The 15,617-nt window shown below is 64.0% G+C and carries 12 protein-coding genes; 7 read left to right on the forward strand and 5 right to left on the reverse strand.

The annotated features are described in order from the left end of the window. Positions 1-32: 32 nt before the first annotated feature. The 5 genes from AC07XB_RS03110 (at position 33) to AC07XB_RS03130 (ending at position 7,341) form a co-directional block, all read left to right on the forward strand. Positions 33-884: an isochorismatase family protein gene (locus AC07XB_RS03110; protein WP_493688048.1), complete on the forward strand. Its 852-nt coding sequence runs from the start codon at positions 33-35 to the stop codon at positions 882-884. A 53-nt stretch (positions 885-937) separates the two neighbouring features. Beyond that, positions 938-1,222 (forward strand): DUF2218 domain-containing protein, encoded by a 285-nt coding sequence (locus AC07XB_RS03115; protein ID WP_492372512.1) that lies wholly within the window; start codon positions 938-940, stop codon positions 1,220-1,222. Positions 1,223-1,297: 75 nt separating this feature from the next. Then, entirely contained in the window at positions 1,298-5,152 is a 3,855-nt protein-coding gene (locus tag AC07XB_RS03120; protein ID WP_492826277.1) for an amino acid adenylation domain-containing protein, read from the forward strand. Positions 5,153-5,207: 55 nt separating this feature from the next. Further along, positions 5,208-5,999, forward strand: a complete 792-nt coding sequence (locus AC07XB_RS03125; protein WP_492808491.1) for a 2,3-dihydro-2,3-dihydroxybenzoate dehydrogenase — start codon at positions 5,208-5,210, stop codon at positions 5,997-5,999. 160 nt (positions 6,000-6,159) lie between these two features. Continuing rightward, a complete protein-coding gene (locus AC07XB_RS03130; RefSeq protein ID WP_492826501.1) occupies positions 6,160-7,341 on the forward strand; it encodes an MFS transporter in 1,182 nt (393 codons plus the stop codon). 185 nt (positions 7,342-7,526) lie between these two features. Here AC07XB_RS03130 and AC07XB_RS03135 read toward each other — a convergent pair whose 3' ends face one another. Then, positions 7,527-7,766 carry a hypothetical protein gene (locus AC07XB_RS03135; protein WP_492808495.1) on the reverse strand — a complete coding sequence of 80 codons (240 nt, stop codon included), beginning with the start codon at positions 7,764-7,766 and terminating at the stop codon, positions 7,527-7,529. Between the two features lie 117 nt (positions 7,767-7,883). After that, on the reverse strand, positions 7,884-8,894 hold the full coding sequence (locus tag AC07XB_RS03140; RefSeq protein WP_492372507.1) for a CBASS cGAMP-activated phospholipase: 1,011 nt from the start codon (positions 8,892-8,894) through the stop codon (positions 7,884-7,886). Positions 8,895-9,209: 315 nt separating this feature from the next. On the opposite strand from AC07XB_RS03140, the gene AC07XB_RS03145 reads away from it, so the two are divergent. Beyond that, positions 9,210-9,521 (forward strand): helix-turn-helix domain-containing protein, encoded by a 312-nt coding sequence (locus tag AC07XB_RS03145; RefSeq protein ID WP_492372506.1) that lies wholly within the window; start codon positions 9,210-9,212, stop codon positions 9,519-9,521. A gap of 414 nt (positions 9,522-9,935) precedes the next feature. Here the strand turns inward: AC07XB_RS03145 and AC07XB_RS03150 are convergent, their stop codons facing one another. Both AC07XB_RS03150 and AC07XB_RS03155 read right to left on the reverse strand, forming a co-directional pair. Continuing rightward, positions 9,936-11,228 (reverse strand): MFS transporter, encoded by a 1,293-nt coding sequence (locus tag AC07XB_RS03150; protein WP_492372533.1) that lies wholly within the window; start codon positions 11,226-11,228, stop codon positions 9,936-9,938. 175 nt (positions 11,229-11,403) lie between these two features. After that, the gene (locus AC07XB_RS03155; protein WP_492808677.1) at positions 11,404-12,177 is read right to left on the reverse strand and encodes a putative hydro-lyase; all 774 of its coding nucleotides are present in this window, start codon (positions 12,175-12,177) and stop codon (positions 11,404-11,406) included. Positions 12,178-12,415: 238 nt separating this feature from the next. Between AC07XB_RS03155 and AC07XB_RS03160 the strand changes: the two genes are divergently transcribed. After that, complete coding sequence (locus AC07XB_RS03160; RefSeq protein ID WP_492808498.1) at positions 12,416-13,348, forward strand: LysR family transcriptional regulator; 933 nt, start codon at positions 12,416-12,418, stop codon at positions 13,346-13,348. Positions 13,349-13,430: 82 nt separating this feature from the next. Here the strand turns inward: AC07XB_RS03160 and AC07XB_RS03165 are convergent, their stop codons facing one another. After that, positions 13,431-15,596 carry a PQQ-dependent dehydrogenase, methanol/ethanol family gene (locus AC07XB_RS03165; RefSeq protein ID WP_492826279.1) on the reverse strand — a complete coding sequence of 722 codons (2,166 nt, stop codon included), beginning with the start codon at positions 15,594-15,596 and terminating at the stop codon, positions 13,431-13,433. Between the last annotated feature and the right edge of the window lie 21 nt (positions 15,597-15,617).

A 15,617-nucleotide genomic window follows, 5' to 3' on the forward strand; every position in this document is an offset into this window, starting at 1 on the left:
ATATGGCAATCCCAAAGATCTCCTCTTACACCATGCCTGCGGATTTTCCTGCCAATCGGGTGGCATGGCGTTTCGACGTCAGCCGCGCGGCTTTGCTGGTGCACGACATGCAGGACTATTTCCTGGATTTCTATGACCGTCAGGCGGCTCCCATTCCTGATCTGCTGGCGCACACACGGCGCCTGATCGATATCGCGCACGCCACCGGCATGCCGGTGTATTACACCGCGCAACTGCCGCAGCAGACGGCAACCGAACGAGGCCTGCTGACTGACATGTGGGGCCCGGGATTGACGGCGCAACCAACCCGCAGCGCCATTTGCCCGAGCCTGGCCCCCGCGCCTGGCGATCATATTCTCGACAAATGGCGCTACAGCGCGTTTCAGCGTTCAGAACTCGAATCCATGCTGCGCCATCAACAAAAGGACCAGCTTGCCATTTGCGGCGTCTATGCGCACATCGGCTGCTTGATGACAGCCTGCGAGGCGTTCATGAGAGACATCCAGCCGTTCTTTGTCGCCGATGCGCTGGCCGATTTTTCACCGGAGGCGCACCGTATGGCGCTTGACTATGTGGCGCAGCGCTGCGGCAAGGTCGTGCGCACGGAAGAACTGGCCGCCGGAGTCGCCGCGCGTGGCTTCGTCAAGCCGCCGTCGCTCGCCGCGCTGACGGCACAGGTCGCGCGCAGCCTGCAGATAGCGGAAACGGAACTACAGCCGCAAGACAACCTGATGGACTGGGGACTGGACTCGGTGCGCATCATGGCCTGGGTCGAGGAATTGCGCCAGGCTGGCGCGGACGTCAGCTTCGTGCAATTGGCGCAGGAGCCGACGCTCGCCGCCTGGTGGCGCTTGCTGCAAGGCGCCACCCACACGCGCGCATGAAGCGAGTGTTCCTATACACGTAACGCCCAATCTCACGAGCGAACGAGAACGCCATGCTTGTCAGTACCGCCGCAATCGCCTTGGCGCAAGCCGACAGAATCCTGTTCAAGATGTGCAAGCACTACGCCATCAAGGTGAGAGTCAAGTTTGACGAGAAGGCCGCCGCCATCGATTTTCCGTATGGCAGATGCCATATAACGCGCACGGATGACGTACTGAGCATGCGTTGCGAAGCCGAGTCAGCGGAAAAGCTGGAGAAGATTCAGGATGTCATGGACGAACATCTGGCGCTCATGGCACGCAACAAGCAACTCGTGATCGACTGGCAGCGTGCTTGATCCCCTGCCCGCTCTCTTCGCCGTCTATGCATTTCTCCCGTGGGACGCCACCTCATGCTGCAAACAAGTCAACGCATGCACACTACCTCCGCGCAATACGGCATCTGGGTAGCACAACAAGTCGATACCCACGATCCTGGCTATCTAACGGCGGAAACGATCGAACTCGGCGGCACCCTGGACATGGCTGCGTTCATGGCCAGCGTGCAAGAGGTGCTTGACCACTGCGATGCGCTGCACATGCGTTTCGAGTGGGATGACGACATCCTGTGGCAACGCCGCCAGCCGGCCTGCACGCAAGTGCCGCTGGTGGATTTCGGCGCGCAGGCCGATCCGGTGCGGGCTGCACAGGACTGGATGCAGACCTCCCTGTCCATCTGTTGCGACGTGACGTCGGACGCCTTGTATCGCACGGCGCTGTTCAGGCTCTCGGCGCAATGCCATTGGTGGTATTTGCAGGTACACCACATCGCACTCGACGGTTTCGGCTACAGCCTGATCCAGCAGGCCGTGGCTGCCCGCTACAACGCCCGCGTAACGCGCGCGCCCCTGCCGCCGTTGCCCGATTGGAAGCTGGACAACGTCGTGGCCGCGCAAGCGCATTACAGGCAAACAGGCAAGTACGACATCGACCGGGCATTTTGGCGTGAACACCTGCGTGAGGTGCCCTCTGCCGCACGATTGGCACCAGAGCAAGACTTCGGCAACACGGCGATCCGCCATACGTTGTTGCTGGATCCGGCGCACGTCAAGGTCTTGCGCGCCGCCGCCGAAGCCGCTCGGGCCGATTGGGCCGCATGGATACTCACGGCCATCGGCATGTGGCTCGGCAAGCAGGCAGGCCAGCGGCACCTGACGTTCGGCCTGCCGGTACTGAACCGGCTAGGCACGCCAGCGCTGAGTGTGCCGTGCATGGCGATGAATATCGTGCCGCTGAGCGCGCATGTGCGCGCCGAGGCGTCGCTGCAGGCGCTGGTGGCCGAAACTGTCGGCAGGCTGCGCGCGATCAAACCCCATCTGTACTATCGCTACGGATGGATACGCGGCGACCTGGGACTGCTGGAGAGCAACAAGTTCCTGTTCAACCAGGCCGTCAACCTGATGCCGTTCGATCGGCAGGTAGCCTTCGCTCATCTGTCCAGCGAAACGCGCCCCGTGAGCGGGGGGCCCGTCAAGGACTTGAACGTGACGCTGGCCGTGCGCAACGGCGCATGGCACGTGACACTGGAAGCCAATCCCAACGCCTATGACGTGACGCGGCTGACGGCGCTGGCCGGCAGTCTGTCCGAGTGGCTCTTTGCGCTGGCCAGCCACGCGCCCGATGCGGCCCTGGCGCCGTTGCTGGGCGATATGCCGTCGCTGTCGATCTGCCGGGGCGAGCCGCTGGCCAAGCCGGCACTCGACGTGATCGCGTTGCTGCAACGAATGGCGGCGCGCTACCCCAACCAGATCGCCATCGAATCGAACGGCGCTCGCCTGGACTACCAAAGCCTCCTGAAACAGGTCGAGGCGTTGGCTGCCGCGTTAGCGCAGCGCGGCATGAGCGAGCACTGCCGGATCGCGGTACTGGCACCGCGCTCGCCGGCCGCTATCGTCGCGATGCTGGCTGTCCTGTGGGTGGGCGCGGTATTCGTGCCGCTGAATCCCGAGGGGCCCGCGCAGCGCACGGCGAGCATCCTGGCCAACGCGGCGCCCGACTTGGTGCTGACGCGTATGCCGTGGCAAGGGCTGGCCGGATCGCTGCCCGTGCTGGATCTGGATCAGGCCGGCGTCGTGATCGACGGCCCCGCGCGTTGCTGTTCGCCGCAACCGCAACATCCGGCGTATCTGCTATACACGTCGGGCTCCACCGGCGAGCCCAATGGCGTGCTGGTCGGGCGCGGGGCGCTCGCGCATTTTGTGGCCAGCACCCGTGCGGTGTACGGCATCGAGCCGGCGGACCGGGTGTTGCAGTTCGCTCCGCTGCATTTCGACACCAGTCTTGAAGAGATCTTCATCACGCTTTGCCACGGCGCTACGCTAGTCATGCGCGACGATGCGATGCTCGATTCGGTGACGGTGTTCGCCGCGTCGGTGAAACGCCTCGGCATCACCGTACTCGATCTGCCCACCGCGTACTGGCATGTGCTGGCGCATGCCCTGGATCCAGACACGGCACGTAAGCTGGATCGCCTGCGCCTGACCATCATTGGCGGCGAAGCCGCCCTGCCCGAGCGGGTAGCGCGCTGGCGAGACCTGCTGCCCGGACAGGTGCTGCTGAACACCTACGGCCCGACCGAAACCACCATCATCGCGACCACCGCGCGGCTGTGCGGTCCGCAAGCCGCATGGGAGCCCGGCGATGCCGTGCCTATCGGCTTGCCTCGTCCCGGCGTCGAAGCGCGCATCGTGGACGATCGCCTGTATCCCGTGGCGGCAGGCGTGCCGGGCGAACTCGTGTTGAGCGGCGACGCGCTGGCGCTGCATTATCTGCACGACCCACAACTCACGGCCGCGCGCTTTGTCCGCTTGCCCGATTGCGGCCAGCGCGCCTATCGCACCGGCGATCTGGCGCAACTGCAAGGCGGGCAACTGCGCTTTCTGGGACGCATGGATCATCAGGTCAAGATCAGCGGACTGCGTATCGATCCACTGGAAATAGAAAACCTGCTGCTCGGCGCACCCGCTGTGCGCGAAGCGGCCGTGGTGCCGGTGCAGCGCGGGCCTGGCATATGCACGCTGGCAGCGTTTGTGGCGGGCACGGGCGACGTGCAGGCGCTGCGGGCGATGCTGGCCCAGTCATTGCCAGCGCCCGCGGTTCCGGACGCCTGGCATGTGCTCGAGCAATTGCCGCGCAACCCCAACGGCAAGACGGATCGCAAGGCCCTGTTGGCCCACGCCGCAGGCCGGATCGCGGACACGGATCTCGATGCGGACGGCGCGGGTGCGCTCGAGCGGCAGGTGATGCGGATCTGGCGTCAGGTGCTGGGCGACGTGCCGTTGACAACAGCATCGAATTTCTTCGATCTGGGCGGCAAGTCGTTGCAGGCGATGCAGACGGCCAGCCAGCTCGCGCTGGAGCTGCGCCGGGACGTGCCGGTGTCCATGCTGTTTCGCCACGGGACGGTGCAGGCGCTTGCCGACGCGCTGGCGGCGCCGCAGGCTTACCGGCCACAGGCCTTGCACGATGCCTTTGCGCCGTTGCTTCTCATCCAGACCGGCTCGTCCGCCGCCCCGGCGCTCTTCTGCCTGCATCCGGCCGACGGGCTCGCCTGGAGTTATCTGCGTTTGGCGCGCCACCTGCCCGATATGACGGTGCATGGCCTGCAGATGTCGATGGCGCAAACGCTGGAGGCGCAAGACTTCGACGCGTTGGTCGAGGGCTACATGCAGCGTGTGCGTGCGTTGCAGTCTGACGGGCCGTACCACCTGCTGGGATGGTCTCTGGGCGGCGCGCTGGCCCATGCCGTCGCCGCCAGGCTAGCGCGGCAGGGCCACGCGATTGGCTTGCTGGCGCTAATGGACAGCTATCCCGCCTCGGCCTGGGCGGGGCACCCGCAGCCTATCCTGCGCGACGCGTTGCAGATACTGCTCACCGTCAACGGCGATTTCGATACGGGAGGACTGGCGGACGAAACGCTGCGTCAGCGGCTGTTGCGCACGAATAGCCCGTTCGCCGCGCTGGGCCGGTCCGGGCTCGACGCGTTCGCGCGGCAGACGCTGCGCCAGATGCAGTTGTTCCGCGCGAGCCAGACGCCATCGTATGACGGTGATTTGCTGCTCTTCCGGGCCTCGCTTAATCCCGGCCACTTACCTGGCCCCGACAGCTGGCGGCCGCATCTGCGGCCAGGCCGCTTGCAATGCGTCGTGCTCGACTGCTCGCACGACGGCATGTCCGACCCAGCGCCCATGGCCGCCATCGGCGCAACGCTGGCTGCGCGCCTGGCATAGCCGGGCCGGCCGGCGACAGCTGCCGCATCCCCTCGTTCTACAGGAGTTTTATCGCATGGATAGCACCATCTCCGATTTCCCGGAATCCGTTGCCGTGGTAAGCGGCGCGGCCCAAGGCATAGGCGCGGCCGTGGTTCGCGCGCTCTGCGCGCGCGGCGTGACCGTCGCCGCGCTCGACATCCAGGCGGAAGTGCTGGAACAACTAGCGGCCGACGGTGCCGCAGCCGGGTATCGGATTCATCCTGTTAGGCTAGATATCGCCGATGGCGCCGCCGTGCGCGCTGCGGTGGATCGCATCGACGCGCAGATCGGCCCGATCGGCATGCTGGCCAACGTGGCGGGCATTTTGCGCGTCGCGAGCGTCGACGTCCTGCGCGACGAAGACTGGCACCGCAGCTTTGCCGTCAACATGCACGGCGTGTTCCACTTGTCGCGTGCAGTGGCGCAACGGATGATGCCGCGCCGAGCGGGCAGCATCGTCACGGTTGGCTCGAACGCGGCGTTCGTGCCACGCATGCAGATGGCAGCCTATGCGGCATCCAAGGCGGCTGCGCATCAGTTCACCAGATGTCTTGGCCTGGAGCTCGCCGAGCACGGCATTCGCTGCAACATCGTCGCGCCCGGCTCGACCGACACCCGGATGCAGCGCCAACTATGGACGGATAGGAACAGCAAGGAAGGCGTCATTGCGGGTTCGTTGCCCGCATATCGCACGGGCATCCCGCTGGGCCGCATTGCAGATCCCGAAGACATCGCGTCAGCCGTGCTGTTCCTGCTATCGAACGCATCTCGGCACGTCACGCTGCACAGTTTGTGCGTGGACGGCGGCGCCACGTTGGGCGTGTGACTCCAGCCGAATCTCGTCAGCGCCCCAGTCACTCAATCAAAACGTAGTGACTGACTTCGCTTGTTATCGCTCCCCCACCAGTACCTCTCCCTTCAGGACCGCCATGTCCACCAAATCTACCCAGACAACGTCCGCAGCCACTCTGCCCGTCGCAGAGTTGATGCCGCTATTGATCACCAATCTCACGACCATGGGCGGCAGCTACGCCTTTATCGCCGTGGCGGGCCCGATGGCCCGCCTGATGCATCTGCAGGCCTGGCATGTCGGCGCCATCATCGGCATGGTCGGTCTGGTTTGGATCGTAACCGCCCGCCTCTGGGGCCGAGCCGTGGATGCACGGGGCCGTGTGCCAGTGCTTCGCATGGCGATCGTCGGCTTCACCGTCTCCTACGTACTGTTGGCGTGTTACGTCTGGTGGGCACTGCAAGGTGGTACGCATCACGTTCCTGCCATGGGCTTGAATATTGCGGCGCTACTGCTCACGCGCGCGGCGATGGGTGGCTTCTTTGCCGGCCTGCCCGTAGCGGCCACCGCCTGGATCGCCGACCACACCGCAGCCGAGTCACGGGCTGCCGCCATAGCACGATTTGGCGCAGCTGGCGCCATTGGCATGGTATTCGCTCCGCCCTTGGCGGGTTGGATTGGTCAATACAACCTATCCGTTGCGCTGCTCGTCTTTGCGCTGCTCCCGCTCGCCGGACTGCCATGGTTGGGGCGTCTGCAAGACACGCACAAACCACAAGCTCTGCGCGCTCCGCAACGCCTGAAGATCACCGACATGCGCATCCGCCTGCCGTGGCTGAGTTCCTTTACGCTGTTCAGCGTCATCATGATGGCCAACAGCTCGCTGGGCTTTTTCGTTATCGACCGCCTGGACGTCCCGGCCCACCAAGCGGCCGCCGTTGCAGGCTATGCCCTGGGCTGCGCGGGGCTGGCCTTGATCCTGATGCAAGCGATTGTTGGCAGGCTGCCGCATGTCGCGCCCCAGCAATGGCTGCGATGGGGTGCATTGGCAGGTGCGGCGGGCTTTGCATCCGTCTTGCTGGTCGGACCAACGCAGCCGATGGCCGTGTGCCTGAGCTATTCCGTGGCCGCTCTGGGCATGGGCGCCGCGCTCCCGGCAGTTGCCGCGCTGGCTAGCAATGCTGTCTGCGCTTCCGAGCAAGGCGCTTGCGCCGGAGCCATGTCCGCCGCGCAAGGCTTAAGCATGGTGGTAGCGCCGCTACTCGGCACGGTGCTCTATGACCTGCTGCCGCACGCACCTTTTGCGTTGATCAGCATCCTGTTGCTGGTGCTGTTCGGCGCGACCTGGCGAGGCACACAGGAACATGTCGCGGCATGACGCTTGTCGCGTCCTGGTTCATTTCAGCAAGTGTGATTCCTCGCGCGTCGACAGCATGTCCATGGCAAGCCAGAATCTTTTTGAAATGGCCTCTAAATGGCGAGCATGAGCGGCGTTGCGATGGATCTCTCCATCAAGCAATCGCATGACCATCGCGCAAACGCCTTGCGCGACTCAGAATGCCCTCAGACGACAGACAGCGGCGAAGGCGCCAGATCGAGCATGATACGAAGCTCGACGTTGTCCGGATTGCGCGGCTGCCAAACGCGACCGATGACCACAAAGATGATTGGCTGTCCTGGGAACTGAATCAGGTCGCCGATCACGGGTGTTATCGCGCCGGTGTGGGGAGTCAGATCCAAGTCGATGTCTCTTGCCGCGGCTTGCGCGGCTGGGGTGAACTCAAGGGTGATCGTGAGTTTCATATGGACCCGTTCGTGGTTGAGAATATTGGATCATTGGATGCTTCCATTCTTCCACATTGCGCTGGCCCGCTCCTGCGCCACCGCGACCTGCTTGCGCGGCGCATGCGCTTTGCCGGCCTAGCTTTTCTGATTGGTGTGTTCGCCGTAGTAGAACATTGCCGAGCGGGCTGTGTGAGTTAGGAAGGATCGGCAGTCTTCGTCTCCGATGCAGATCTTGGAGCGTTCCGTCGCGGCGCCAAGCAATACCTCCTTCGCCGCGCTGTCGGCCCGATCAAGGGCGACGGCCCGTGCGCGCTGGTCGGTGAGATCGTCATCGACAAGGAAATAGCGCTTTGAGAGCAGATGCGAAAGCATGAAGTCACTCAGTGCCTCCTGTACCGATATCGACAAGCCAAACACTCTCTTCGGCATGTTTGCCGGATTAACGCCTCCCCAGTCATATGTCCCACCCTCTCGGTTTCGACGTGGGTTGACGGTGAATTTCGATGACATGGTACCGACCGCCATCACGTGAATGCGGTCTGTCGGTTGCCCCATGGACGACTGCGCTTCGTGGACCGCGAGCATGCCCGGCGCATTGGCGTACAGACCGCCGTCAACATATTGATTGTTGTTGAACGTATATCGTGGAAAGTATGCGGGCGCCGCGCTAGTCGCCATGGCGACATCTACCAGCCGGCATTTATGATCTCGCTTGAAATCCGGATGATGCGGCGTCTTGAAGATCTGCGGCCTGCCTGTCGAGTAATTGATCACCGGTATGATGACCGGATGCCTGCATGCTCCGAGGACTTGATCACCAAATATCATCTTGTCACGAAGCAGCGACTGCAAAGGTGCGGAAGAAAATGGTGCGCGCCAGATTCCCGCCAGAGACCAGCGCCGCTTGAAGATCAATCCCCCATGACTGGCGAGAAGTTCGACAATGCGCTGCGCAGGGATTTCCATCGCAATGGCCAATGCCAGGATGCCACCGATCGATGTGCCCGTGACAAGATCGAACCGAGTGGCGATTGGCGCGCCAATCTCTTCTTCGAAGTCAGCTAGCAATTTGGCCGTATAAAGGCCTCGGAAGCCTCCGCCTGACAGCGCCAGGATCTGAAACCGTCCGGAGTCTGCATTTGTCATTCGGGACCTCCTCGCCGGAATTTCGATGACACGTCTTTATCCCGTTGCGTCGCTGTGCAGCAAGAAGCATGATAATCACTTGTCGAAGCAGTTGTCAGCATTCAGAAATGCAGCCTGACGCTGGCGCCGCGCATGCAGATGGTCAACGAGGGCATGCAAGCCTAGGCCGGGGGGCGCAACAGATCAACCAAGCCCTGATAGGCATATTACGACTGCTATAGCAAGCTTATCGACGTGTATCTTGACATGCCCCCTGGATGCCGGACCATACGATATGATCGCCTTTCCGGGCGCAATGACACAAAAGCATACGTTATGCCTGCTATTCGAAGCACATCGACAGGCGATGAAATCGCTGCTGAAATCGGTGCCCGCCTGCGCTCCAAGCGCATAGAACGCAACGTCACGATCGAGGACCTGGCGAAACGCGCCGGGGTCGGCCGGACCGCTCTGGGCGACCTGGAGGCCGGACGGGATGTGCGCGTATCCACACTGGTAAAGGTGATGCGAGCGCTGAGCATGATCGGCAGCCTGGACGCAGCCTTCCCGGATACCTTGCCACCAAGCGAAGCGCTGTCTGCGCGAGGCGAAGTCCGCAAGCGCGCCTACAAGCCCAAGGAACGATAGTTTGGTGACGCAAGGGAAGCCGCGCTCGCCGCGGCGCGCCCGTCCGGTACAAGGCGTTCCCGCGAGCGCCCATGTCCTCATGCGCGGTCAGACCGTTGGCGCCGTTATAGTGGGGCGCAACATGGAGCCTGCCACCGGCCTATGACCTGACGTTCTCCGCAGGTGCGGGTTATGTGTTCAACGGCCGGGCGGCGCTGGCCCGGCTCTGGAAAGTGGCACCGAAGGAGATTGAGGCGCGCGCCGGGCGCCCGCGCATGTTTACACTCTGCGCGCGTAAGTGCAACCGTTGCCAAAGCGGCCCTGGTGCAAACCGGAGGGACGTACACGACGGTCGTGTCGCCGCGGGAGACCCGCTTCATCCACGGCGACACCTCACACCAGCTCAAGAGCGCCAGAGCGGCAGTTGCCGGGGACTTACATGCCAGCGGCTTCGAGCTCGCGGCCACGGGTTTCCGGCAGCGTCAGCGCGGCAATGATGAGCACGCCATAGGCCGCCGCGGCGAAGATGCCGATGCTGGCGCCGAGTCCATATTGCTTGGACAGCGCGCCGATCAGGAAGGGAAAGAGTGCGCCGACAGCCCGGCCGAAGTTGTAGCAAAAGCCCTGGCCGGAGCCACGCACCCGCGTCGGGAACAGTTCGGTCAGGAACGCGCCCATGCCGCTGAAAATGCCCGAAGCGAAGAACCCGAGCGGGAAGCCCAGCCAGAACATGGCGCCGTTGCTCAACGGCAGCATCGTGTAGCCAAAGGCAACCGTCATCGAACCCACCGCGAAGAGAATGAAGTTCGGCTTGCGGCCAAGCCTGTCGGTCAGATAGGAACTGACGAGGTAGCCGATCCACGAGCCGAAGATGATCATGGCCAGGTATCCCCCCGTCCCCATCACCGTCAGGTGACGCTCGGTCTTCAGGTACGTCGGCAGCCAGGTCGTGATCGCGTAGTACCCGCCTTGTGCGCCGGTCGCCAGCAGCGCCGCGCGCACCGTCGTCGACAGCAGCTTCGGGCTGAAGATCTCCGTGAAACGGGGACGATCGCTCGCCTTGCCTTGCGCCGCCTTCTCTTTTTCGTAGACGTCCGGCTCCTTCACGTAGCGGCGGATGACCACCACCAGCAGCGCCGGAAGCAGGCCGATGAGGAACAGCGCGCGCCACGCCAGTTCGGCCGGCAAGACCGAGAACAGCACGGAGTACAGGATGGCCGTCAGACCCCAGCCAATCGCCCAGCCCGATTGCACCAGGCCGACGGCCTTGCCGCGATCCTTGGCGCGGATCACCTCCCCGATCAGCACGGCGCCGGCGGTCCATTCGCCGCCGAAGCCGAAGCCCATCAGTGCGCGCGCGGCCAGCAGTTGCTCGTAGTTCTGCGCCAGCCCGCACAGGCCGGTAAAGACCGCGAACCACACCACCGTCAATTGCAGCGTCCGCACCCGGCCGATGCGGTCCGACAGGATGCCGGCGGCCCAGCCGCCCAGTGCCGAAGCCAGCAAGGTGAGCGTACCGATGAAGCCGGCGTCGGCCAGGCTGATACCCCAGGTAGCGACCAGCGTCGGAATGACGAAGGAGAGCATCTGCGTATCCATGCCGTCGAGCATGTAGCCGACCTTGCAGCTCCAGAAGGCGCGCTTCTGGCGAGACGATGCATCGCCGTACCAGGAGAACAGGTTGCCGCCGGCGTCGACAGACGCCGTTGGTGCAACGGAGGAAACCATTGCGGGATTGGCGGCGGCCGCCGCCGCGGGGGTCTTGTTGTCCATGAAACGCTCCTGGGCGCGTGGGTTGAACGGTCTTTCGCGCGGCTACCGGGGCCGGCCCATTGCCCATCGCCCATCGATGGATGAACGCAGCCCTCGGACTCGCGCGGATCTTTCGTTGGCCGCCGGTGGACTAGAACACGGCAAGCGAGGCGTTCTTGATATCGGTCACCAACATGTGGCCGGGCTTGTGCGCGATCGCCAGCGGCAACCTCGCGGCCATGATCGCGGTCTGAGGTGTGACGCCGCAGGCCCAGTAGACCGGCAGCTCTCCCGGCTTGATCGTGACGGGATCGCCGAACTCCGGCTTGGCCAGGTCTTCGATCCCCAGGTCAGCCGGGTCGCCGATGTGGATTGGCGCTCCATGGACGGCAGGGAAACGGCTGGTGATCTGCACGGCGCGAATCGCCTCGGCACCGCGCATGGGCCGCATCGACACCACCAGCTCGCCACCGAAAACGCCCGCGCGCCGGTTCGCAATCCTGGTGCGGTACATCGGCACGTTGCGGCCTTGCTCGACATGCCGCAAGGGGATGCCTTCCTGCGCCAGCATGTGCTCGAACGAGAACGAGCAGCCGATGGCGAACACCACGAAGTCGTTCTGCCACAGGTCGGCCAGCGATTCGGTCTCTTCGGCCAGCCGCCCGTCGCGATAGATGTTGTAAGCCGGCACATCGTTGCGGATGTCCACCTCGCGCCCGAGTACCGGCACATGCCATTGTCCGGGCTCACCGACGCCCAGCAACGGACACGGCTTCGGATTGGCCTGGCAGAAGCGCAGGAAATCGCTAGCGTACGCCGACGGCAGGATGGCCAGGTTGGCCTGGGCGTAGTCGCCGCAATAGCCTGCGGTGGGGCCACGGAACTGCCCGCTGCGCACGGTCCGGCGAAAGTCGAAAGGCATCAGGTCTTCGGGCATCTGCGTTCTCATGGCGTTATGACGTCGTCGTGGTTGCCTTGAACGATAGAGAGTAAAATTTTTTATCGCCAACGACTTTTTGTTGGCACCTATGTATAGAATTTCTTAACAACCTTACGGGTTTCCCCCTACCCGCACCGAGCTGGTGCCAAACCGGGATTAACGCCAACTGTCGGGATATCCCAAGCAATTTGGCGCCTTCTGCACCGATTCACTCCACAGCCGGATGAATACGCGATTCCTCGAAACCTTCGTCACGCTAGCCAAATTGCACAGCTTTCGTGCAACGGCAGCCGCGCTGCATGCGACGCCAGCTGCCATTTCCCAACGGATAAAGGCACTGGAAGATGAGCTGCAAACCGCGCTGGTCGACCGGGAGAGCCGCGAATTTCGATTGACACCCAATGGCGAGTACCTGCTCGGGTACGCAAAGGGAGTGGTAGAGGCCGCACGGCGGCTGCAGGCCGCCGCCTCTGGCGACAGCAAGATCCGCGGGCGCCTGCGCCTGGGCGTGATCGAGACCGTGGTGCACAGCTGGCTGCCGAACTACATGCGACGGCTCGCCGCGGACTACCCACAGCTGGAAGTCGAACTGACCGCCGACGTGAGCGTGGTGCTCCAGCGCAGGCTGATTGCCGACGAGCTCGATCTCATCATTCGCGTCGAAGGCAGTGACGAAAGCAACGTGGTGTGCAATGCGCTCGCCAACTATCCCGTGCACTGGGTGGCGCGCGCAGGCTTGCTGTCGCACACGCGCGGCTCGCTTGCCAGGCAGGTGCTGCAACATCCCATCCTGACGTTCGGCCGGGGGACCGCGCCGCATCGCGCGCTGGAGGACATCGTGGCCAAACTCGCGGGAGCCCACGGTGTGCCGCTTTCGGAAACCCGCATTACCGGGTCGCCGTCGATTGCCGTGATCGTGCAGCTCGTGCGCGATGGTTTCGGCGTGGCCGCGATTCCGCGCCTGTTCGTCGACAAGCTGATCGAGAGCGGCGAAGTCGTGGAGTTGCCGCTGCAGCCCGCGCCTCCGTCCATCGTGGTGTCGATGTCGCGGCGTGCCGACGCGCCGCTATTCGTGCACGGCGCAGCCACCTCGGCACGCGCAGCCTGCGCGGAATACTGCCGCAACAGCAACAGGCGGCTGGTTGAGCCGCTGTGACGGCACGTTGGCCAGCGCCCAGAGGCAGCCGACGGCCTTGCGGCTGGCGGCCTTCCCTGGTGCTTTCGCGCCCCGATTCAGCTCAGGGCTTCTTTGGCCGTACTGCGTCTGCCGTACCCTGGATGAAAGCCTGAATCTTCTCCACGTCCTGCGCGGTCAGCTTGCCGGTGAAATCCGGCATGCCCTGCTGCACGAAGGGACCGTTGAACACGATCTTGCCCAGGTTCTCGATCAGGCCGGACCCGACGTAAGCCAGATTGGGAATATTGCCGCCCTTGTCCACCCCCGGCACGCCATGACAGAACACGCAGTTGTTGACGTACAGCTTCTGCCCTTCCTGCACATGGGCGGGGTTGTACTTGACGCCGGACAACAACTCGGCCATCGGATATGCTGCCGCTTCGGCGGCCTTGGCCTTGCCGCCCACGGCAAACGTGTAGACCGTGCCGGGTGCCTTGCGGTCGGTGGCGCGTGCGCTCAGGCCGAACACGCCACCCCACCCTACCGCAATCGACACGTACTGCTTGCCGTCGACAAGGTAGGTGACCGGCGGGGCCACAACCCCCGTACCGACCGGCGCCTCCCATAGCTTTTCGCCATTAGCCGCGTTATAGGCGATGAAGCGGCCGTCCGCGGTGCCCTGGAACACCAGGTTGCCGGCCGTGGTCAGCGTGCCGCCGTTCCACGGCCCCGTATAGTCCTGGTGCCAGACCGCCTTCTGCGCGATCGGGTCCCATGCGATCAGCCTGCCAAACGGCTTGCTCGTCGGTGGCTCGGCATTGACCAGCATGCCGAGATTCCATCCTACCCCGCTGTGCGCTTCCTGAGAGTCCTTCTGGTTGCGCGCCCACGCCTTGTCGTCCGCCAGGGTCAGGGGCACGTGCTGCGCCGGAATATAGGCCAGGCCGGTGCGCGGGTTGAACGACATGGCATGCCAGTTGTGCGCGCCGAACGGGCCAGGCACCACGTCGACCGGCTTGAGGCTGGTATTGGCAAGCGGACTCTCGACCGGCCGCCCATCCTTGTCGTAGCCCGTGGCCCAGTTCACGTCGACGAAGTTCTTCGCCGAGATGAACTTGCCGTTGGTGCGGTCGATCACGAAGAAGAAGCCGTTCTTTGGCGCGTGCAGGATCACCTTGCGCGGCTGGCCGTCGATCTTGAGGTCGGCCAGGATGATGTCCTGCGTCGAGGTGTAGTCGGAATTGTCGCCCGGCGTTTCCTGGTAGTGCCAGACGTATTCGCCGGTATCGGGATTGAGCGCCACCACCGAGGCCAGGTAGAGATTGTCGCCGCCGCCGGGGCTGCGCAGCTTGCGGCTCCAGGGCGCGCCGTTGCCGGTGCCGATATACATCAGGTTCAGCTCGGGGTCGAAGGCCATGGTGTTCCACACGGTGCCGCCGCCGCCATTGAGCCAGTATTTGCCGCTCGGGTCCCAGGTGCCGGCCGCGCGGGCCATGGCCTCGTTCTCGAACGGCTTGGCGGGGTCTCCCGGCACCGTGAACCAGCGCCACCGCTGCGCACCGGTCTCGGCGTCGTAGGCGGTGATGTAGCCGCGCGCGCCGTACTCCGCCCCACCGTTGCCGATGATGACCTTGCCCTTGTACACGCGCGGCGCGCCGGTGATGGTGTAGGAGAACTTGTGATCCACCACGGTGTCCTGCTCCCACGCCTTCTTGCCGGTCGCGGCGTCGATGGCCACCAGCCGGCCGTCGAAGGCACCGACGAAGACCTTGCCCTTGTAGACCGCCACGCCGCGGTTCACCACGTCGCAGCAACCCTTGTAGCCGAGATTGCGCGGCACCTTGGGATCGTAGGTCCAGAGCCGCTTGCCGGTGCGCGCGTCGATGGCATGGACGACGCTCCACGGCGCCGTCACATACATCACGCCATCGACCACCAGCGGCGTGGCCTCGACCCCGCGCGTCGATTCCAGGTCATAGGACCAGGCCAGGCCCAGCTGCGCGGCGTTGCCGGTGTTGACTTGGTCGAGCTGGCTGAAACGCGTTTCCGCGTAGTCCAGCCCGTAGGAAGGCCAGTTGGCGGTGCCGCGCTCATTGGCGCGGATCGCCGCGCCGTCGATACCTGCGGTGATGGCACGCACCTTTTGCACAGTGAGTGCCCTGGCGGGCGCGGCGTCGGCGCCGAGCGCCGCGCCCGCCGGTGATGCCAGCGCAACCGCCGCGAACGTTCCCAGCCACAGCGCGGCTGCCCTGTCCTGCTTGCTCTTGCTCCTGCTTCTTCTCATCATGGTCTGCTTTCCTTGTCAGGT

Source organism: Cupriavidus sp. GW821-FHT02F09 (genome assembly GCF_059421605.1).